The sequence below is a fragment of the Antarctobacter sp. genome (genome assembly GCF_048262615.1).
GTDB lineage: Bacteria > Pseudomonadota > Alphaproteobacteria > Rhodobacterales > Rhodobacteraceae > Antarctobacter.
The window spans coordinates 201,971-220,241 of record NZ_JBLXFB010000001.1 but is presented as its reverse complement, the minus strand read 5'-3'; the positions used below and the strand labels follow the sequence as shown (position 1 = coordinate 220,241).

Annotated in this window: 16 protein-coding genes; 5 read left to right on the top strand and 11 right to left on the bottom strand. The window is 62.1% G+C overall.

Annotated features, from left to right (window positions below):
* Nucleotides 1-9 precede the first annotated feature (9 nt).
* From ACN0S5_RS01110 to ACN0S5_RS01080, 7 genes are all read right to left on the bottom strand, one after another.
* The gene (locus tag ACN0S5_RS01110) at nt 10-813 is read right to left on the bottom strand and encodes an iron-sulfur cluster assembly protein (protein WP_417205168.1); all 804 of its coding nucleotides are present in this window, start codon (nt 811-813) and stop codon (nt 10-12) included.
* Nucleotides 814-817: 4 nt separating this feature from the next.
* Nucleotides 818-1,843 (bottom strand): amidohydrolase family protein, encoded by a 1,026-nt coding sequence (locus ACN0S5_RS01105; RefSeq protein WP_417205166.1) that lies wholly within the window; start codon nt 1,841-1,843, stop codon nt 818-820.
* Nucleotides 1,844-1,928: 85 nt separating this feature from the next.
* Nucleotides 1,929-2,300, bottom strand: coding sequence for an MmoB/DmpM family protein (locus tag ACN0S5_RS01100; RefSeq protein WP_323770161.1), 372 nt, complete (start codon nt 2,298-2,300; stop codon nt 1,929-1,931).
* A 22-nt stretch (nt 2,301-2,322) separates the two neighbouring features.
* Entirely contained in the window at nt 2,323-3,384 is a 1,062-nt protein-coding gene (locus tag ACN0S5_RS01095; RefSeq protein WP_417205165.1) for an aromatic/alkene monooxygenase hydroxylase subunit beta, read from the bottom strand.
* A gap of 50 nt (nt 3,385-3,434) precedes the next feature.
* Entirely contained in the window at nt 3,435-4,493 is a 1,059-nt protein-coding gene (locus ACN0S5_RS01090) for an NADH:ubiquinone reductase (Na(+)-transporting) subunit F (RefSeq protein ID WP_417205163.1), read from the bottom strand.
* An 80-nt stretch (nt 4,494-4,573) separates the two neighbouring features.
* Nucleotides 4,574-6,238, bottom strand: a complete 1,665-nt coding sequence (locus ACN0S5_RS01085; protein ID WP_417205162.1) for an aromatic/alkene/methane monooxygenase hydroxylase/oxygenase subunit alpha — start codon at nt 6,236-6,238, stop codon at nt 4,574-4,576.
* 636 nt (nt 6,239-6,874) lie between these two features.
* Complete coding sequence (locus ACN0S5_RS01080; RefSeq protein ID WP_417205160.1) at nt 6,875-8,119, bottom strand: RNA polymerase subunit sigma-54; 1,245 nt, start codon at nt 8,117-8,119, stop codon at nt 6,875-6,877.
* A 95-nt stretch (nt 8,120-8,214) separates the two neighbouring features.
* Between ACN0S5_RS01080 and ACN0S5_RS01075 the strand changes: the two genes are divergently transcribed.
* On the top strand, nt 8,215-9,180 hold the full coding sequence (locus tag ACN0S5_RS01075) for a hypothetical protein (RefSeq protein ID WP_417205158.1): 966 nt from the start codon (nt 8,215-8,217) through the stop codon (nt 9,178-9,180).
* Here the strand turns inward: ACN0S5_RS01075 and ACN0S5_RS01070 are convergent.
* Genes ACN0S5_RS01070 through ACN0S5_RS01060 form a run of 3 tightly spaced genes read right to left on the bottom strand, consistent with a single transcriptional unit; the run spans nt 9,177 to nt 10,809 of the window.
* Nucleotides 9,177-9,356 (bottom strand): hypothetical protein, encoded by a 180-nt coding sequence (locus ACN0S5_RS01070; RefSeq protein WP_417205156.1) that lies wholly within the window; start codon nt 9,354-9,356, stop codon nt 9,177-9,179. The two genes, ACN0S5_RS01075 and ACN0S5_RS01070, sit on opposite strands and share 4 nt — an antisense overlap.
* Before the next feature lie 25 nt (nt 9,357-9,381).
* Nucleotides 9,382-10,518, bottom strand: coding sequence for a WD40 repeat domain-containing protein (locus ACN0S5_RS01065; RefSeq protein WP_417205155.1), 1,137 nt, complete (start codon nt 10,516-10,518; stop codon nt 9,382-9,384).
* The gene (locus tag ACN0S5_RS01060) at nt 10,519-10,809 is read right to left on the bottom strand and encodes a hypothetical protein (RefSeq protein ID WP_417205154.1); all 291 of its coding nucleotides are present in this window, start codon (nt 10,807-10,809) and stop codon (nt 10,519-10,521) included.
* A 50-nt stretch (nt 10,810-10,859) separates the two neighbouring features.
* Here ACN0S5_RS01060 and ACN0S5_RS01055 point away from each other — a divergent pair, with 50 nt between their 5' ends.
* Complete coding sequence (locus tag ACN0S5_RS01055; protein WP_417205152.1) at nt 10,860-11,132, top strand: hypothetical protein; 273 nt, start codon at nt 10,860-10,862, stop codon at nt 11,130-11,132.
* A 337-nt stretch (nt 11,133-11,469) separates the two neighbouring features.
* Nucleotides 11,470-12,303 (top strand): GNAT family N-acetyltransferase, encoded by an 834-nt coding sequence (locus ACN0S5_RS01050; protein WP_417205150.1) that lies wholly within the window; start codon nt 11,470-11,472, stop codon nt 12,301-12,303.
* Here ACN0S5_RS01050 and ACN0S5_RS01045 read toward each other — a convergent pair.
* Complete coding sequence (locus ACN0S5_RS01045; protein WP_417205149.1) at nt 12,300-14,120, bottom strand: sigma-54-dependent Fis family transcriptional regulator; 1,821 nt, start codon at nt 14,118-14,120, stop codon at nt 12,300-12,302. The genes ACN0S5_RS01050 and ACN0S5_RS01045 overlap by 4 nt on opposite strands.
* A gap of 307 nt (nt 14,121-14,427) precedes the next feature.
* Here ACN0S5_RS01045 and ACN0S5_RS01040 point away from each other — a divergent pair, with 307 nt between their 5' ends.
* Both ACN0S5_RS01040 and ACN0S5_RS01035 read left to right on the top strand, forming a co-directional pair.
* Nucleotides 14,428-16,158, top strand: a complete 1,731-nt coding sequence (locus ACN0S5_RS01040) for a sigma-54-dependent Fis family transcriptional regulator (protein WP_417205147.1) — start codon at nt 14,428-14,430, stop codon at nt 16,156-16,158.
* A 140-nt stretch (nt 16,159-16,298) separates the two neighbouring features.
* The gene (locus ACN0S5_RS01035; RefSeq protein ID WP_417205145.1) at nt 16,299-18,098 is read left to right on the top strand and encodes an NAD(P)/FAD-dependent oxidoreductase; all 1,800 of its coding nucleotides are present in this window, start codon (nt 16,299-16,301) and stop codon (nt 18,096-18,098) included.
* Nucleotides 18,099-18,271 lie beyond the last annotated feature (173 nt).

The following is an 18,271-nucleotide window of genomic DNA, read 5'->3' as shown; positions in this document are numbered from 1 at the left end:
TTCAGCGGCCTAGCGGCGCGCGCTGATCTCTTCACGGGGCGGCACGCGCCCTGCGATGAAATCAACCAGCGTCGGACCGTCTGGTCCGATCTCGACCTCTTTGTAGCGTGTTTTGGCCAGCCCCCGGCACAACGCGCCGTTGAACTCCATGTTGATCCGCGTGCTGCGCAGGCGGGCAAGGTGTTCCGACAGAGCCATCGGCTGAATGGGCTGACCTTCCCATGTTGGAAAGGCATGGTCCGACGGATCTTTCGCCAGACCTTCGGCCAAGAGCAGGTCGATGTAGCGCGGCGTCTGACGAAGCTCTTCTTCCCCGTCGAAACGCACCATGCGCAACTGGCCAAGCGTCATCGAGACGATCTCTGACGGGCACAGGCCAAGTCCCTGCAACCCCAGCATCACGGTTTCCTGACGGCGATCGAATGCCTTGGCCAGAAAGGTCTGAACCACTTCGTCCAGCCGGGCACCATCACAGTACTCGGCAAAGACGTCGTGGTACTCACGCCCGCTGTTGACCCCCTCGTTGACCTTGTCGCCAAAGCAATGGTCGTTCAGGTGCACCGTGGCCTCGACCACCCATGGAAGGGCCATCACCTCCTTGCGGATTCCGAAAGCCATCAGGAATGCGAAGTTCGGCGAACACCAGTAGGTGGGGAGCCGAAAATCGACTCTCACCTGTCTTGCATCCGTCACCTCGATCCGCTCGACAAAGCCCATGTCGGTGATCGGTTCGTCGAGTTCCGGGTCCGTCACCGCATCGAGACGTTCCCAGACTTCGATCTCCAGTTCGGCCTGTAGATTGGCAACCAGCATCGGATCACTCCGCCGCGATCTGGACGGGCGCGCCGGCCAGTTGGGACTTCTTGGCCTCGACGTCGATGTTGTACAGCTTGGCCGCGTTCAGCCCGAGGATCTTTTCCTTGATCTCGTCGGTCAGTTGCACGCCACCCCGCTCGGCAGAGATGTCTTCGGGGATCTGATAATCCCAGAACTTCTCGACCAGCCATTTCGGCGTCCAGATCGCGTAATCCGACCCGAACAGGATCTTGTCCTCACCGATCCACCACAGCAGTTCGGCCATGACTTCGCCAAAGTAACGCGGGCGCGAGTGGATGAAGGGCATGACCACCGCAAGACCGGCATAGACGTTGGTTTCCTGCGTGGCGATCCAACAGAAATCATCCAGTCGCGGCAGGCCGCAATGCTCGACGATCCAATTCAGGTTCTGGAAATCGGTGGCGGCGTAGTCCACGTCATCGACGCTGAAGGCGTCCTTGGACAGCGGAATGATGGTCGGGCCCTTGTGAACGTGGATGTTCTTGATGCCCAGTTTGTCGCACAACTCAAAGCATTTGTAGGCCGCAGGATCGTTCAGCGCCCAGCCCTTGCTGTCGCCATGCCACTCGGCGGTGTACATCTTCACGCCGGAAATGTCGTAGGTTTCCTTCATGTAGTGTATGTATTCCAGCGCCTGTTCACCATCGCGCGGATCGAATGACCCGTTGACGATAAAGCGTTCGGGATGACGCTTGGCCATCTCGTTCGACCGCTCCAGACAGCCAAAGCCCTGCTTGTAGAAATCCTTCAGAACGGTGGTCTGGATGATCGCCATGTCGTCGGGACCGTCAACAAACAGGTCGCGATAGATGTCGTCCTCGGACTGTTTGTCGAACTTGGCCTTTTCCCACAGTTCCTCGGGCGGGCTGAGGTTGGTGTGATAGGCATAAAAACAGTCAATGAATTGCTTGCCGTGCACGTTGGCCTGATTTTCCGGGCTGCCGTCCCAGAAATGGGTGTGCCCGTCGAGTACGAAAACCTCTTTGCCCTGCGGTGTCTTGAACATGGTGTCCTCCCTGGAGTGTCGATAGCGTGTCTGGTGCGCTTCCGGGGCCGACGCGGCGGTGGCCCCGGAAGGGTTCAAATGCGGGTCAGATGTATTCCATGACCTCGTTCATATCGCCGAACAGGATCACCGTGTCGTCATCGACCCGGACCATGCGGCCATAGTGGGTGGAGGTGTTGACCTCGAAGGTCTCGGCCGTCATTTCGCGGCCAAGGAACTCGGTGATCTCATCCATCTTGAAGATCAGCTTGCCTTCGCCGTCGATCCGGATGGTTGCCGGGTTGTAGGTGACGGTGACTTTCGGGTCCTGCCCCATGAACTCGGCGATGGCGCGGGCCTCGACGCTGTCGTTCATGGTGACGCCACACTCGTGCGAAACCTCGCGTGAGCTCAGGTCGATGTCCTTCATCGCCTTGAAGATGTTCTGCTTGGTCGCGTTGCGCGCTGTGCTAGACATGTTTCAATTCCTTTTCAGAGGTTTATTCGAGGCCCAGCTCGGCGACGATGTGGCTCAGGCGTTCATGGGAGACGGCTTTGACGTCCTCGAACGACACCGGCTTGGAGTGCGGCTGCGACCAGATCGGCTGCAATGCGGCGGCGGCCTTTTCGGCAAGGTCGCGGTGCTTGGCCAGCCATGTCTTGAACAGCGCCTTGTTCTGGGCACCGAACTGTTCATCGTTGGCCAGCAGGTAGATCAGGTCGACCGTGTTCGCGAGGTTGCGCTCATAGTCGGCCTCGGCGGCGGAAATCACCGGCGGCGTGATGAAGTCGTTGTTGGCGGCGGCGGCCTGCATGAAGAAGCCAGAGCGCAGCAACTCGCCCACCAGCGGCTCGAACACGATATTGATGGCGAAATACTGCTCCAGATAGTCCTCAGAGCCCATGATCGTTTCGATCGCCAGACGGCACGGCTGCCAGATCGGATCTTCCAGCCAAGTCTTCTTGCCCAGCGTGTCGTCCCAGCCGTCAAGGTCCATGCCGATCTCGGCCAGATACAGCGTGATGTCCTGCGTCAGACGCATCTTGTAGGACGAGTTGGTCAGCGTGGCGTTGTTGATCATCTGGGTGTAGCCATAGCGCTGCGCCTGCATCAGCGAGGTGCCAAGGCCGAATTCCGCGTGTTTCCACGCACCCAGATGTTTTTGCAGAACGGTCTGCCACGCCTTGTCGAACGTCCGGTGGGCACCGGCCTTGCGGGCGTTGGTGATGACGTTCTGCACCATCGTCTCGATCTTGGCCTGACGCTGGTAGTGTGTCCGCTCCCATTCCTGATCGGGCGCGCGGAAGGCATGCCAGTTGGACGACTGCGCGGCGGTGTTGCCCTTTTGGTAGGCGCCGCCGCCCTTGCCGCCCTCGAACTCGATGATCCAGTTCTGGATCAGATAGCGTTCGGGATCGGGTTGCACGTCGACAGTGACGTCCTCGTAATGCGTCGCCCGCTTTCCGCGCGGCTCAAAGTAGTTGTACTTGCGGCTTGTCGAGCCAACGAATTGCGCGGCACCTGCGGCACCAGATCCGACTGAGCTGGATGTTGCGACCATGGTAGTCTCCCTTGGTTTCTTTGTTCACGTCACTAGCGTTCGGGCCGAATTCAGTGGCCCGAAGAACCGGAAGTGGGGGTGAACTTGTCGTAGAAAATGCGGTCGGTTTCGAAGTCGTGCATGAACAGCACCGGCGACAGGGCATCGATCATCGGCGGCGGACCACAGGCGTAGACGTCGCCTTCGCCCTCGACACCAAGAGCCTTCAGCCGGGTATCGACACACTCGTGAACAAAGCCGCGTTCGCCGGTCCAGCTGTCGTCGTCATCGGCATGGCTGAGCACCGGGATGAACTCGACATTCGGATGCGCCGCCGTCAGCGCGCCGATCTCATCCAGCTTGAACAGGTCGTTCTGGCTGCGCGCCCCGTAGAAGAAATAGATCGGGCGATCCTCGCCGCTGGTGACCTGATCGTTCAGGATCGACCAGACCGGCGACATGCCGGACCCCGCGCCCACAAGGATCACCGGTCCTTGTCGCTCTTCGCGTCGGAAACACATCCCGTAGGGGCCTTCGACCCGCACTTCGGCACCGGCTTTGATGCCGCCGTCGTCAAGTTCGTTGGAGAACCGTCCGTCTGGGTACTTTTTGATAATGAAGCCAAGTTTTTGGGTTTCGCTCGGCGGATTTGCCATGGAGAACGAGCGTGTAATCTCCTCCCCCATTTCTGTTTTGACCGTGATGTCGACATATTGACCCGCCCAAAATTTGAGAGGCGCGTCCAGTTCGATTTGGACACCGCGAATATCGTGGGTCAGTTTCTGAAAATCGACGATCTTCCCGGTGAACTGCTTGACCGGAATGGATTTCGCCAACACTTCTTCGTCGTAGTTGAGCAGCTCGATCTCGACATCGCTATAGGCCAGCGTCCGGCACATCAGGATGTGGCCACTGTCCTTTTCCATGTCGTTCAGGGCGAAGGTGGAGTATTTCAGCATCTCCGTTTCGCCGTCCAACTGGACGCACTTGCAAGCCGAACACTGTCCTTCCTTGCATCCGTGGGGCAATGCGATGCCCTGGCGGAATGCGGCGTCAAGAATGGTTTCATCCTCTTCGACCTCGAATTCCACGCCTACCGGTTCCAATCGGACTTTGTATGTGTCCGTCATCGTTTCCTCCCTATCCACGCCGCGCGACTTTCGCGCGCTTGGGGGCGGGGGCCGCGCAAACGGCCCCCGCCGGTCTGCAATCAGTTGCAGGGATTGATGGTGAAGCCCGCCTGGTACTCGGCGATATGCGCCGCCCGGTCGGTCTCATTCATGCCGCGCAGCATGTTCAGCGGCGAGCGCAGGGTGTGGCCGCGGACGTGCTCCAGCTTCCACATGTCCTTGTTGTCGAACCGCAGGTGCGGCTGCGGCACCAGCGTTTCGCCATCGTCGCGGACAAAGTTGAGATCCTTGATGGCATCCGCCAGATCCCAGCCGTCATAGACACTTTCCCATTCACGCTTGCCCGAGAACTTGCCCATCGCAGGCGTCGGACGCCCCTGATATTCGTCGGCAAAGGCCTCGACGGCGGTCCAGCGGTCCAGTTCATGCGCAAAGGTGTGCAGCTGACCGTCGATCTCGTCGACCACCATATCCTCGCGGATGAGGCAGGGCACAAGGCACGACCAGCAGCGATGCGGATAGACGTAACCCGTGTCGGTGTTGAAGGTCATGACCGTCTCACCGGGCTTCGACAGCTTGGCGTACCATTTCCAGTATTCGCCGAATTCCGCGTACCAACCCGGATACTTGTGCTCAAACCACTCGAAATCTTTCTCGGTCTGGGCTTCGATCCGCCAGAAGTTCACCGGCCAACCGACCGAGAAGAACTGCGCAACCTTGTGGACGTAGTTCTTTTCGGTGATCCGCTTCCACGCTTCCTGCACGTCGTCGTGGTGGATCTTCACGCCGTACTTCTCAAGCGGCAGCATGTAGGTCCGGTAGTAGTCCTCAAAGATCCACCGGTGCCACATCTCGGCGTAGGACTCTTTGTCCTTGTCGCGGTTTGTGGTGCCGTATTCGATGAACGTGCCGATGGCGGCGTCCACGATGGCGTGGTTCTGCCAGAAGGCATAGCGCAGGTCGCGCTCCAGCAGCAGGTGGTTTTCCGGCTCTTTCAGCGCGGCCATCAGCAGCGAGTGGCCGTTGCCGATGTGGCGGCTTTCATCCGACTGCACCGACAGGAACACCGTGGGCAGAGCATAGTCACCGTTGCGCGCGGCCTCCGACGGCATTGCCACAAACAGCGTGTTGGTGAAGGCCGTTTCGGCCACAACCGTCAGGTACATGCAGGCGGCGGTCATGGTGTCGCCGGTGATGAACCCCTCGCCGAACTGGCGACCGATGGTGGTGGCGTAACACTTGCCGAACGCCTCTTCGGTGATGTCGAAACCAGCCGGGTCGATGTAGTTTTCCATGTACCACTTTTTCAGGTTCATCTGAATCGTGGAGTGGCGGAATTCATCGACCATCTGCATGGTAAAGCCGGTGCGCAGGTCTTCGCCCGGCGACAGGCGCGCCACCATGGCCATCGAGCGCGCAGCCGAGATTTCCGGGAACGGGATGATCGCCAGGAACAGCTTCATCCATTCGATCCAGCGGGGTTCCACGTTGCGGAACATGTCGCCGCGCAGCGCCGCATCAAGCGCGCCGTAAACCCGGTTGTCCTTTTCCTCTTCCATCGGAAAGTAGGAGCGCAGGACCTGTTTCATCGGGTCGCGCGGGGCCTTGGTGATCTTGTAGTCCGTCGGGTAGGTGCTGGCCTCCTCGACATAAGACGGATTCCAGCCGAGATCGGAAATCTTCTTGGTGGCCTCCCCGATCGAGATACCACGTTGAGACGTGATCTTGTTAAGCGTCAAAGTCATGCCATGAGCCTCCTTAAAGCTCTGTAGCCGGTCGCCCGGCCACCTGTTGGCGGCTTTTGCCGTTGCGTCGTTGAGCGCCTGACGGTCAGGCGCCGGTTCTCGGCAAAGGTTGAAAAGAAGGACACCGCCCGATGTCGCCGCGCTGGCGACCCGCATCCGGGTGTGTGGCCTGTCTCCCTATCCTTCGTTCTTTGAGCCGCCGCTTGGCTGGCCGCCCGCATCTTGTGTCCTTCTTCTGGCAAGGCTGGTTCCAGAAATTGAGAAATGCGGGCAGAGGCCGAAGAATAAGACCTAACAGGCTGTTTTGATGAATTATTTTTTGCGGATTATTTTTGCGCCATTGGTTTTGTGCGCCGGACGCTCAACCTGTCGCAGAGGCGGATTGTCGCATAACGTTACAGCCGTTTCATGGACGTCTTTACAAAGCGTTACACTGTCCGCGACGGCCTGATTTTTCGGACAGATCGTCGGCTGTATTGGGGCTTGGAAAACGCGCCGCGCGCAGCCGAAATTCTGCGATCACGACTGATGGACCGGCTGATTTCGGCGGCCTTTTCGGCGGCATTTCCGGGGGGATCTGAGGTCAAAAAACGCCCCGCGAAGCGTCAAATCTCGCGGCAGACCGGCAAGGTCGGATCAGGCGCGCAACCTGCGTTTCGCGGCGGGCGATATGCCGATCTCCTGACGGTAATTTGACACCACCCGCCGCGACACGGTGATGCCTTCGGCCTGCAACAAGGCCGTCATACGCCGATCCGACAGCGGTTGCGCCGGGTCTTCTTTGTCCAGCAGTGCCCGAATGCGGGCCTGCACTTGCGGTTTGGAAAACAACGTCTGGGCAGAGGCCGTGCCCGCAAACAGCGACCGGCCAATGGTTATTCCGTTCGGCCCCTCAATCAACAACCCGCTCAGAACACGGCTGACCGTGCTGAGGTGAAACCCGGTTTCCTGAGCGATCTCCGACATGGTCATCGGCTTCAACGCCGATGCGCCAGCCCGGAAATACGCGCCTTGGCGTTCAACCAGAATGGCCACCACTTGCCGCAAAGCCGATTGCCGTACGTCCAGCGCCTGCTTCAACGCCCGCGCGCGGGCCAAAGCGGCACGCGCATCGGCGGTCTGGCCATGCCTCGGCATAGGGACAATCTCAATTTCCCGATGCAAGGCAGACAGATACTCGATGTCCCAACCGTCGCCCCGTGGCGTGATCCGGACATCCGGTTCACGCGCCAAGGTTGGATCGGTGGCAAAAGCGCTGCCCGGTTTCGGGTCCAGACGCCGGAGCTGATCCAGACACGCCCGGACGCGTTCCGCACCCAATCCCGTTGCCCTGACAAGGCCGTCAATGCCGCCAACTTCCAGCGTGGAAAGTTCGGCCAATACGCGCCTAATATCATCGCTTAGCGGCCCTTTGTCCTCCAGCTGAAGGCGCAGGCAATCCTCAAGATTTAGGGCAAACAGCCCGGCTGGCTCCACCCGCTTTTGCACAACGCGCAACGCCGCTTCGACCAGTTCGGGAGAAATTTCAAGGGTTTCGGCGATCTCTTCGGGCGCGCGTCCCATCCATCCCGACGGTTCCAGCTCTTCCATGAAGGCGGTGATGATCCGCTCCATCAGACCGCCTTCGCCGATCAGCCCCGCCAGCGCGCGGGACACGTGTTCATAAAGGCTGCCCGCCTCCGCAACAGTGGCCATTTCCGCCGCATCGCTGACGCTGGACCCGGCCATCGGCCTGCGGCGCAAGATGAACATCGGGTTATCCTGCGCCGCTTCGGCCAAATGTTCGTCCAGCTCACCCGATGACATTTGCAGCACGCTGACGACCTGCCCCATGCGAAACACCTGGCCCTGCTTGGCGCGCAGTTGAAACCCTAGCGACATGGGGCAGTCCCGTGGGCCGCGACCGGACAATTTTCTGGCTTTGAAAGCCAGCCCCGGTCTATCCTTGCAAAACCAAATCCCTGAATTGCAAAGCGATGAGTCAGACACCCCCCATTGGCAGTATTGTCCCGCTGGATGGCGCTGCGCCGGAACTGTCCTACCCCGGACTGTCGCCGCAACTGCTGGCGCGGGTGAAACAACTTTGGTCCGCGGCCGGGCTCGATTTTGACAGCCACTGGCGGGTTGGTCTGCGCAGCCTGCCCGGCTTTCGCGCCGTGCCAAGGGTCGAGACCGCCGCCAACAGCACGGACGTTGATCTGGTCTTTCTGTTCGATCAATGCGTGATCTGGGTGCGCGCCTTTCATGAGGCGGCCACTCTCGGCAAAGCCCGGCAAACAAGCGGGCTGAGCGCGGCGCAATGGCATGGATTGTCCGCGCTGTCCGCCCGGCTGACCGACCAACTTGCGGCCTTGCGCCTTTTGGCGCTGACCAACCTGCCAATGCCCGCCATGCAGATCGCCCGGTCGATCACCGAAGACGTGGACATGGCGCTGGTGCTTTTGATCCGGCCCAAACTGGCGCAACGCTTTGCCGAATGTCGCACCGTGGACGAGGCCAGCGATTTCTGGCGACGCCACATTGCCGGGGGGCGCGCCTTTCGCAGCATCTCGGAGCGGCTTTATTCCGTGGGCATAGATCATTCCGCCGACACCGATTATGCGAAGTGGCGCAAATCCGTGCTCACGACGCTGGGGGCCGCCGTGCACAGCAATGCCTTGAAAACCAGCGTCACAACGCGCCAACAGGGCGATAGTCTGTTGAGTGGTGACAGCCTGCATTTCGCAGCGTTCCGCATTCATGAACTGTGTGCCTTTGCGCAATTGATCGAACCGGATCTGATCGACGTGCTGACAGCCGCTTACCGAACGGACGACACGGCAAAGCCCGCCGCCGGCACGCTGGGCGCGCTGGCAGGTCCGCTAAGCGGCATTCTTATCCATCAGATACCCAGCTTGTCGGCACCGCCTGCTGCGTCACAACAGGCGGTCAAACCGCATTAGTTCGGGCGTTTCTCGGTCTGGCCAAGACGGTTCTCGGCCACCCAGCGCGCGGCGAGAACCAGCGCGCCTGCGGCAAAATCCTTGCCGTGTTCATCGACCATTTCCTCAGCAACCTTCGCGAGTTGCTGGAAATACCGGTCCTTGCTTTGCTCTTCCGTGGACAAGGCTTGTGTCATGGATCTCTCTCCCTTGGTGGTGTTGTTATTTGAACATGTTCTTGGGGAACGTCGTGATCGAGAGCGTGCCATCCTCTCCCCCGATCGCCAGATGCGCGCCGTCGTCTGACCAGACCAGCGCGTTGACCGCGACCCCGGTGCCTTCGCGCAGGAGCATCTCATCGGGATGGCCGATTCGGCAGATCATCACCAACCCGTTCACATAACTGACCGCGCAAAGATCACGCGTGGGATGCACGGCGACCCGGTCCACAATCGTCAAACCCGGCTTGCCGGTTTCGATTGGTGCGCCTTCATGATCGCCAAACGGCAGATCCGGCAGATCCCAGCCGACAACGCGGAAGGCACCGGAGGCAACCATGCCAGTCGCCTTGTCGCTGAACCCCACGCTGCGCACGGCGGAGGGGAAATCGACGATCCGATCAGAGGTGCCCGCATCCACATCGACCAGCACCAGCGCCTTGTCCTCACAGCCCGCCGCCAGCCACCGCGCGCAGGGCGACCACGCAAGATCGCAGATCTGGCCATCGCAAGGGACACACTTGAGCACGCTCAGGTCCTGGGTGGACACAAGGCTGACCTGCCCCGCGCCCCAACACGCCAACAGGCGTTCCTTCGGTGACAGGGCCATCCGCGTTACGGCATGTGACAGCGCGACCTCGCCGCTCTCGGCACCGCCGTCCACAGCGGCCAGCACCACCACCTTGCCAAAGGCCGTCGCGATGCGCCCGCTGCCCGGCATGGCCGCCAGAGCGGTCACTGTACCGTCGCGCGCCGCCGGGATACGCAGGGTCTGTCCGCGCCCTGTGGCCCGCCACAACGCGCCCGTATCCGCATGGGCATAGGCAAACCCCTGCTCGCCATACCGGCACGGCAGAACATCGGGCCGCGCCACCGGGTCTTCGCTGACCACCGGCACCGGCAGCGGCTTGGTCCGGGGCCGGATACTGGGCCGACCGGTGTCGGCCTCGACCCGCACGCGGCTTTCGGGATGTTCCGCGTCATTGACAGAGACAAAGGCCATGCGGCCATCGCCCAAGACAGCGGCCAGCGAGGTGCCCGAGGCGTTGAAAAGGACATGGCGCACATCGGTCTCCAATTGCCACGTCCGGGCAATCAGATCGAACAGCGTCATCGCTTGGGGTGGTTTGTGCATGGTCATTCAGCGTTCCTTCGAGGTGATGGATTCAAGCTCTGCATCCAAGGATGAAAGCTGCTCTTCCAAATCATTGATCTTGGTGAGGTTGTCTTCGCGGGCGGCATCCGTGCGGGCCTGTTCGGCCTCGTGATCGCTGTCGACCACACCGTCGCGCGTGTCCTTCATCTCCAGCACCTGCATCCCGCTTGCCATTTGGTTGAGGCGCATCTGTTCGGTATTCGCCTCGGCAATCCGGAGGGTGATCTGCAAGCGGTCCTTCAGGATCTCTGCGATGGTTCGTGATTGACCGCTCATGACTGCCCCCTGTACACGGTGCCCGTCTTCCGACCCGAAAGGCCCACGCGATGACCGATCCTGCCGACATCCGCTTTTTTCAGGCTTTGAAAGAGGTCTGCGACCAGACCGACGCGGTCGACCGGACATGCCGCGACACCATCGACCGCGCGGTCGCAACCAGAGAGCCCCTCGATTTGCGGGCGGCCCGAATGGCCGTGGACAGTCTTGATGACACCACCCGAGACCGGGTAATGCGGCAGGTCCACCAGCGCATGGCCACTGACCTGTCGGCGATTTTTGACGCCATGTCCGGCGCACCCGGACGGCAGCGCCCGAATTGAGACACGGCGGGCTGCGCCGGCCGCTTGCAAATTGGCTGTTTCGCACATGGGCTCCCCCTCCCCTGGGCACCCGGTCGTTCGAGTGTCGTAAAGGCTAGCAGAGCGGCCCCCCCGCACAACGCATACAGCTGGAATTCAGCGATTGATCGCTGCCTCGGGCGAAAAGTGTAAATTTGCGTTACGTTTGAAATCGGCGGCTGTAACGCTCTGTTTCGGAATAAAAATTTCTGCGCCGCAGCAATAATTCCGCACCTGCGAGAACGGCGAATCAATCGCTTGATCTGGCGGGGCGCTTGGCGTCTTGATGGCGCTATCCGCAGCAACCCGACACAGGCAGATGGACGGCTTTCCCGATACTCTGGAACAAGACGAGCTGCTGTTGCGGCCACCGACAGAGGCGGATCTGCCGGACATTGCGCATCAATTGGGCGACCCGCGCATTGCCCCCTGGCTTGCCACGGTGGCGCAGCCTGTCGATGCGCAACAGGCCCGCGCGCTGCTGATCCACGGCCAGCATCCCGGCGAAGAGGTCCGGCTGATCTGCCGCGACAACAGCGTGCTGGGTGCGCTCTGTATCGGGGCCGCGCTGTGGTACTGGCTGGACCCGAACCACTGGCGCGGCGGCATCATGAAACGCGCGCTCACGCTAGCGATCCACGCCCGGTTCGCGCGCCCTGCCCCGCCGCTTGTCGCCACTTGCCACGAAGACAACGCCCCCTCACGCGCGCTGCTCTGTCAGTTGGGCTTTGCGCCCTATCCCATCGGTCGGCGCATGTTCTTTCAGGGCACGCAAAGGGCCGAACCCTGCCGCGATTACCTTTTGGCGCCGGAACAATGGCACCTGCTTCACCCGCCGAAAATCGCGGCGGGACAGGCAACCCTGCGACCGGCACGACAGTCCGATGCTGCGACGCTGGCACGGATGCTCCCCCGTGCCGGAACCGGTCCATGGCCAGAGGCCGAAACCCTGCCCGCCTTCATCGAGACCCATCGGTTTCGCGGTGCCCGCGAGGGGCTGCTTGTCATCGAGGACGACACCCGCAGATCCATTGGCATGGCTTTGATCGCGCATGGCGGCCCTGCATTGTGCTTTCTGTCCGACGCGGACGAACGCCGCCACCGCGCCGGGGTCGAAGCGGCCCTTGCCTACACCGGATTTGCGGCGCTCTAGTCCTTGAGGTGTGCGTAAATCGTATTGCGCGAAACACCCAGCCGCCGCGCCGTCAGCGCCACATTGCACTGGCAGACCCGGTACATACGGCGGATTTCCAGACATCTTTGTCGGCGGATCGACGTGTCATTGCAGCGTGGGCAGGCTTGCCCCGCTGTGTCCTGCACCGCAAGGAACCGATCCACCTGCCCGTCGCGCAGTATTCCCGCCGGGCAGCTTGCGGCCAAGACCTGCAAATGGTGACGCAGATCGTTCAGGTTGTCCCGCCGGTCGAGTTCGGCAAGCCGCCGGATGGCCTTGACCGACAGCCGATGCTCCGGTGACAGCTCCGCCAGCATGCTTCGGGCCAGCTTGGGAAAATCTGTCCGCGCCGCGAGCGGGGGCACTTCGAGGACCAGCATCCTCAGGTCGTCCACCGCCCTGGGGCGCGGCACGGTGTCATCGCCTTGGGTCCGGTCGGTGGCCAACACACACCAATGTTGCGCAATGATCGCCTCACGCAGCGTATCAAGAAGCTCGGCCAGCGCGCCTGAGCCCAGTTCGTCCAGAGCGGCGATATGCTCCAGCACCAGTGTCCCGCCGCCCTCGGTCCGGGGATCGGGTGCCACACAGCCCTGCAACAGGGCGTGGACAGCGGCCCCGCCGTCGGTCGCGCGCCGCAGACGCCGACAATCGACCGCAATCAATGGCCCCGATCCGTGGACATGACGGTGCACCGCTTCGGACAGCCGCGTCTTGCCGGTGCCCGCGGCGCCGCGAATGCAGACCGCCTGCCCCAGTGACGCGGCGCGTTTGGCCACCCGCAAACACTCGCGGGCCATGTCATCGTCCAGAACAAGCGCCCCTGCCTGTGGTGCCATCCGGGAAATCGCCGGGATCTCCCGCATCCGCCACCGGGGTGGCGCCATGGGTTGCAGCGATGCCGGATGCAGCCGGGCGAAAAACCCGGCGTTCGACCGCTCCCACAACTGCGCGGTCTCTCCTCTGGCCAACGCGCGCAACACAGCCTGGAAATCGCCGCGAAACAGATCATCGAACCGACTGACCGTGGCAAGGTGCATGCCTGTCAACAACCGCGCGGACATACGGTTCGCGCCGGTGATCCGACCGGTCTCGTCCACCGCGATCAACCCTACGCTTTGCGTGGTAAGGTATTCGATCCGCTGATGAAACTGGATGATGTAATCGTCCCGGTGCGCATCCGCGAAAAGCCGGTTCTCGACGTTCGTGGCGGCAAGAGAGACCAGCGCCTTGGTATGGTCCTGCCGTTCCGCCACCTCTGACGACGCATCGAGAAGACCGACGATCCGGCCATCCGACGCGTGGATCGGCACCGCGACACAGGACACCCCGCCGTGGCATCCAAAAAAGTGCTCGCCGCCCATCACCATGCTCGACCGGCCCGACACCAGCGCCAGCCCAAGGGCATTGGTGCCGCGCTGCTCTTCGCGCCAGACCGATCCGGGTCTGATAGAGCGCCCGCAGGCGCTTTCGCTGAATTCCGTGTCCATGATGGTGTCCAGCACAACGCCGGTCTCGTCGGCGAAGGCGCACATGAAGTTTGTTCCGGCGATCTGTGCACTCAGCAGTTCCAGTTCCGGACGCACAAGGCGCATCAACCGTTCTCTGGCTTGCCGGGCCACCGTCAAGGTTTGATCAGACACCACCGCGTCCACCGGCACGCCACAAGGATCCAGCCCATTCTGCAAACACCGCTGCCAGCTGTTCGTGATCTCTTCGCGGATGATGTGGGCAGGCAGCGCCCCGCCCGTGTTCAAAGGGTCCAGCGCCTGAAAGTATGCCGATTTGGTGGTCATGCGACCGACCCTCCCGTATTCGCGGCCCATTCTCGGGCAACGCGCCCGAAAATCAACCGAGATGTTAGGCGCACTTGCGCCAACGATCCCGGCGCGGCGGAACGCGCCGGGGCCGAACGCCGGGATGCGGCCGACCGGACGACGCGGGTGTCGCCCAAGGCGCTCAGGCAGCTGCGGCCATGGCGGGGCAAACGCGCGGGGGAGATGCCCCCGCCTGCGACCGTCGCCGGACCGGCACCGCCGACGAAAGTCTCCTCTGTGCGACACGGCGCATATGTTAGCATCATCCGCAGGGAGGACAGGCACCATGGCCGAGCGTCATCACGTCGATGAGATTGAACAGGTGTTGGGCGGCACCGCGACCGGGCGCGACAGCTTTGTCTCCGAGTCCTGGCGACGGTGTGTCGAGCTGTACGGCATGGACCCGACGCGCAAGGACCCGGCCCACATCGTGACCGAGACAGAGTTTCGCAACCATCGCCAACAGTCCGAATGGATGATCGGCGCGGCCCGTTGCAGCCTGCAAAACCTGTTCCGGCAGGTCACAGGTCAGAATTATGTGCTGCTTTTGACCGACGCCAAAGGCGTGTGCGTCGATTTCTTCGGCGACGATCTTTTTGTCGACGACCTGCGCCGGGCCGGTCTGTATCTTGGGTCGAACTGGTCCGAGGATCTGGCCGGGACCTGTGGCGTCGGGGCCTGCATCGTCACACAGGAACCGGTGACCGTGCATCAGGACGATCATTTCGGCAACGCGCATACAACGCTCAGCTGCACCTCGGCGCCAATTTTCGACAGCCTTGGCGGACTGGCGGCGGTGCTGGACATCTCGTTGTTGCGCTCGCCCTCGCCGAAACGCAGTCAGAACCTTGCGATGAGCCTTGTGACCAACGCCGCCCGACGGGTCGAGATGGCCAATCTCATGGCGGAAAGCCGCCGGGACTGGGTGCTGCGCCTGTCCGACAGCCCTGAATTTCTGGACGTCGATCCTGACTCGGCCATCCGTCTGGACGGGTCCGGGCGCATACTGGGTTATACCCGTGGCGCGCGGCGGCTGTTTCCCGAAGGCGGGGCAATCATCGGACGCCGCGTCGACGAGGTGCTGAACCTGACGGTCGATGACCTGCCCGATCTGATGCGCGACCGGCGCACCGAGGATCGCGTGATCGACATGCGCGATGGCGGTGCGCTGTTCGGGCATGCGATCTCGCCCCAGGCCCCCCGGACAGCGCAGCGTGTCGCGCGCCAAAGCGGCCCGCTGGCCGGGCTTTGCGGCGATGATCCGACGATGGTCCGACTTATGGCGCAGGCCACGAAACTTGCCCGGACATCGGTGCCGCTGTTGATCACCGGCGAAACCGGCACCGGCAAGACCAAGCTGGCGCGCACGGTGCACATGGTCGGGACCGCAAGCGGGTTTCTGGCGCTCGACTGCGCGCGTCTTGATGCCAAAGCTCTGGTTGCGGCAAGCCGCGATCTGACCGGGCCAAGCACGCTGCTCCTGCGCCGCATCGAGGCGCTGGACGCCAACACCGCCGCCGCGTTGTTGGGGGTCCTGGACAGTAACAGCGATCTCAGGCCGATTTCGACCACCTGTGGCGACGCCAGCGCCCTTGATTTGCCGCCTGCACTGTTTCACCGTCTGGCCGGAGCCACACTGTCGCTGCCGCCGCTGCGACAGCGACAGGATCTGGGCTGGCTGATCGACCGGATGCTGCGACGGCGCATCACCGATGACATGCGCCTGTCCCCCTCGGCCCGCGCCGCGCTGCTGGGGCGGCCATGGCCCGGCAACCTGCGCGAGCTTGAGCACGCGCTCGACGTGGCCATCGCGCTGTGCGAAGGGCGGGTCATAGACTTGCCGGACCTGCCCGCGCCGATCGGAACAGAGGCAGGCCCGCCGGAAACCGGCGAACCGCTGGAACAGGTGATGGAGGCCTGTGGCTGGAACATGTCGCGCGCCGCGCGACGGCTGGGGGTCAACCGGTCGACCATTCTGCGGCGGCTGCGCCGCGCCGGGTTGCAACCGCCCGCCTGAGATGTTGCGCGGCGTTGCGCGCGCAACATGCTGCGATGCAGCACCGATGAAACTCGCCGCAAATGCCAGTTCGCTGTGGATCGCACAGAGTTTCGCCCGCGATACTCTGGCCAATGCAACCGCTCAGAGGAGGAGAGGCGATGCTTGATTCAACCGTGACATCCCGCACGCAAGAGGTTCTGGACAGGCTCAACGCGGCATTGGACGCGGGCGATGTGGACGGGGCAAAGGCGCTTTTTGCCACCGACAGCTATTGGCGCGATCTGGTGGCCGTGACCTGGAACCTGAAGACCGTCGAAGGCCCGGACGGGGTGGCGGAGATGCTGAACAGGCAGCTTGACCATACGCGGCCCGGCAGCTTTCGGATTCAGGACGAAGAGATCCCCGCCGAGGAGGGCGGCGTGATCACCGCATGGATCACCTTTGAAACCGCCGTCGGGCGGGGATGGGGGCTGATGAGACTCAAGGACGGACGGATCTGGACCCTGCTGACAGCGCTTCAGGAACTGAAAGGGTTTGAAGAGCCGCGCGGCAGACGCCGTCCCATGGGTGCCGAACACGGCGCGCAGAAGAACCGCAGCAGCTGGAAAGAGAGCCGCGAGGCCGAAAAGGCCAGCCTTGGCTATGACACCCAGCCTTATACGGTGATCATCGGCGGAGGTCAGGGCGGCATCGCACTGGGCGCGCGGTTGCGGCAGTTGGGCGTGCCGACCATCGTGCTGGACAAGCACGACCGCCCCGGCGACCAATGGCGCAGCCGCTACAAGTCGCTGTGCCTGCACGATCCGATCTGGTACGACCATCTGCCCTATATCAAATTCCCGGACAACTGGCCGGTCTTCACGCCCAAGGACAAGGTCGGCGACTGGCTGGAAATGTACACCAAGGTCATGGAGATCAACTACTGGACCCGCTCCGAGGTGCAGAAGGCCGCATATGACGAGGCCAGCGGCACCTGGACGGTCACGGTCAATCGCGACGGCAAAGAGGTCACGCTGCGCCCCACCCAACTGGTGCTGGCCACCGGCATGTCGGGCAAGGCCAACCTGCCCAGCTTTCCCGGCATGGAGGACTTCAAAGGCGAGATCCAGCATTCCTCACAGCACAAGGGGCCGGATGACTGGACCGGCAAAAAGGTTGTCGTGGTCGGGTCGAACAACTCGGCCCACGATATCTGCGCCGCCCTGTGGGAGGCCGATGCCGAGGTCACCATGGTCCAGCGGTCCTCGACCCATATCGTGCGGTCGGAAACGCTGATGGATATCGGCCTCGGCGGGCTGTATTCCGAGGACGCGGTGGCCAACGGCGTGACAACCGAAAAGGCCGACATGATCTTTGCCTCGCTGCCTTACAGGATCATGCATGAATTCCAGATCCCGCTGTATGACCAGATGCGCGAACGCGATGCGGATTTTTATGCCGGGCTGGAAAAGGCCGGGTTCGATCTGGACTGGGGCGATGACGGGTCCGGTCTGTTCATGAAATACCTGCGGCGAGGTTCGGGCTATTACATCGACGTCGGCGCCAGCCAGTTGATCATCGACGGCGCGGTGAAGCTGGTCAAAGGTCAGGTCGATCACTTTGACAGCAACGCCGTGGTCCTGTCGGACGGCACCCGGCTGGAGGCGGATCTGGTGGTCATGGCCACCGGCTATGGGTCGATGAACGGCTGGGCCGCAGATCTGATCAATCAGGACGTCGCAGACAAGGTGGGCAAGGTCTGGGGGCTTGGGTCGGACACGACCAAGGACCCCGGTCCGTGGGAAGGCGAACAGCGCAACATGTGGAAACCGACCCAGCAGGAAAACCTGTGGTTCCACGGCGGGAACCTGCACCAGTCCCGGCACTACTCGCTGTATCTTGCCCTGCAACTGAAGGCCCGGATGGAGGGGCTGGATACGCCCGTCTACGGTCTGCAAGAGGTGCACCACACCGCGTGATGCACAGCGCGCCCGGCCGCCTGTCGGCCGGGCGCGTCCCGATCTGCCGCCTGAATCGTTGGGCTCAGTGCTGCACCTGGATATCGGGAGAAAACCATGCAGATCGCGGAGGCCACTCTGTGCCCCGCGTCCGCGGTCCGATGCCAGACCAACCCGGTCCATGGTGCATCCCG

What these genes read in the sequence shown, in the direction of transcription:
- ACN0S5_RS01035 (WP_417205145.1), top strand. Translation starts at nt 16,299, where the DNA reads ATGCTTGATTCAACCGTGACATCCCGCACGCAAGAGGTTCTGGACAGG.
- ACN0S5_RS01100 (WP_323770161.1), bottom strand. Translation starts at nt 2,300, where the DNA reads ATGTCTAGCACAGCGCGCAACGCGACCAAGCAGAACATCTTCAAGGCG.
- ACN0S5_RS01040 (WP_417205147.1), top strand. Translation starts at nt 14,428, where the DNA reads ATGGCCGAGCGTCATCACGTCGATGAGATTGAACAGGTGTTGGGCGGC.
- ACN0S5_RS01085 (WP_417205162.1), bottom strand. Translation starts at nt 6,238, where the DNA reads ATGACTTTGACGCTTAACAAGATCACGTCTCAACGTGGTATCTCGATC.
- ACN0S5_RS01090 (WP_417205163.1), bottom strand. Translation starts at nt 4,493, where the DNA reads ATGACGGACACATACAAAGTCCGATTGGAACCGGTAGGCGTGGAATTC.
- ACN0S5_RS01045 (WP_417205149.1), bottom strand. Translation starts at nt 14,120, where the DNA reads ATGACCACCAAATCGGCATACTTTCAGGCGCTGGACCCTTTGAACACG.
- ACN0S5_RS01070 (WP_417205156.1), bottom strand. Translation starts at nt 9,356, where the DNA reads ATGACACAAGCCTTGTCCACGGAAGAGCAAAGCAAGGACCGGTATTTC.
- ACN0S5_RS01075 (WP_417205158.1), top strand. Translation starts at nt 8,215, where the DNA reads ATGAGTCAGACACCCCCCATTGGCAGTATTGTCCCGCTGGATGGCGCT.
- ACN0S5_RS01080 (WP_417205160.1), bottom strand. Translation starts at nt 8,119, where the DNA reads ATGTCGCTAGGGTTTCAACTGCGCGCCAAGCAGGGCCAGGTGTTTCGC.
- ACN0S5_RS01065 (WP_417205155.1), bottom strand. Translation starts at nt 10,518, where the DNA reads ATGACCATGCACAAACCACCCCAAGCGATGACGCTGTTCGATCTGATT.
- ACN0S5_RS01060 (WP_417205154.1), bottom strand. Translation starts at nt 10,809, where the DNA reads ATGAGCGGTCAATCACGAACCATCGCAGAGATCCTGAAGGACCGCTTG.
- ACN0S5_RS01055 (WP_417205152.1), top strand. Translation starts at nt 10,860, where the DNA reads ATGACCGATCCTGCCGACATCCGCTTTTTTCAGGCTTTGAAAGAGGTC.
- ACN0S5_RS01105 (WP_417205166.1), bottom strand. Translation starts at nt 1,843, where the DNA reads ATGTTCAAGACACCGCAGGGCAAAGAGGTTTTCGTACTCGACGGGCAC.
- ACN0S5_RS01095 (WP_417205165.1), bottom strand. Translation starts at nt 3,384, where the DNA reads ATGGTCGCAACATCCAGCTCAGTCGGATCTGGTGCCGCAGGTGCCGCG.
- ACN0S5_RS01110 (WP_417205168.1), bottom strand. Translation starts at nt 813, where the DNA reads ATGCTGGTTGCCAATCTACAGGCCGAACTGGAGATCGAAGTCTGGGAA.
- ACN0S5_RS01050 (WP_417205150.1), top strand. Translation starts at nt 11,470, where the DNA reads ATGGACGGCTTTCCCGATACTCTGGAACAAGACGAGCTGCTGTTGCGG.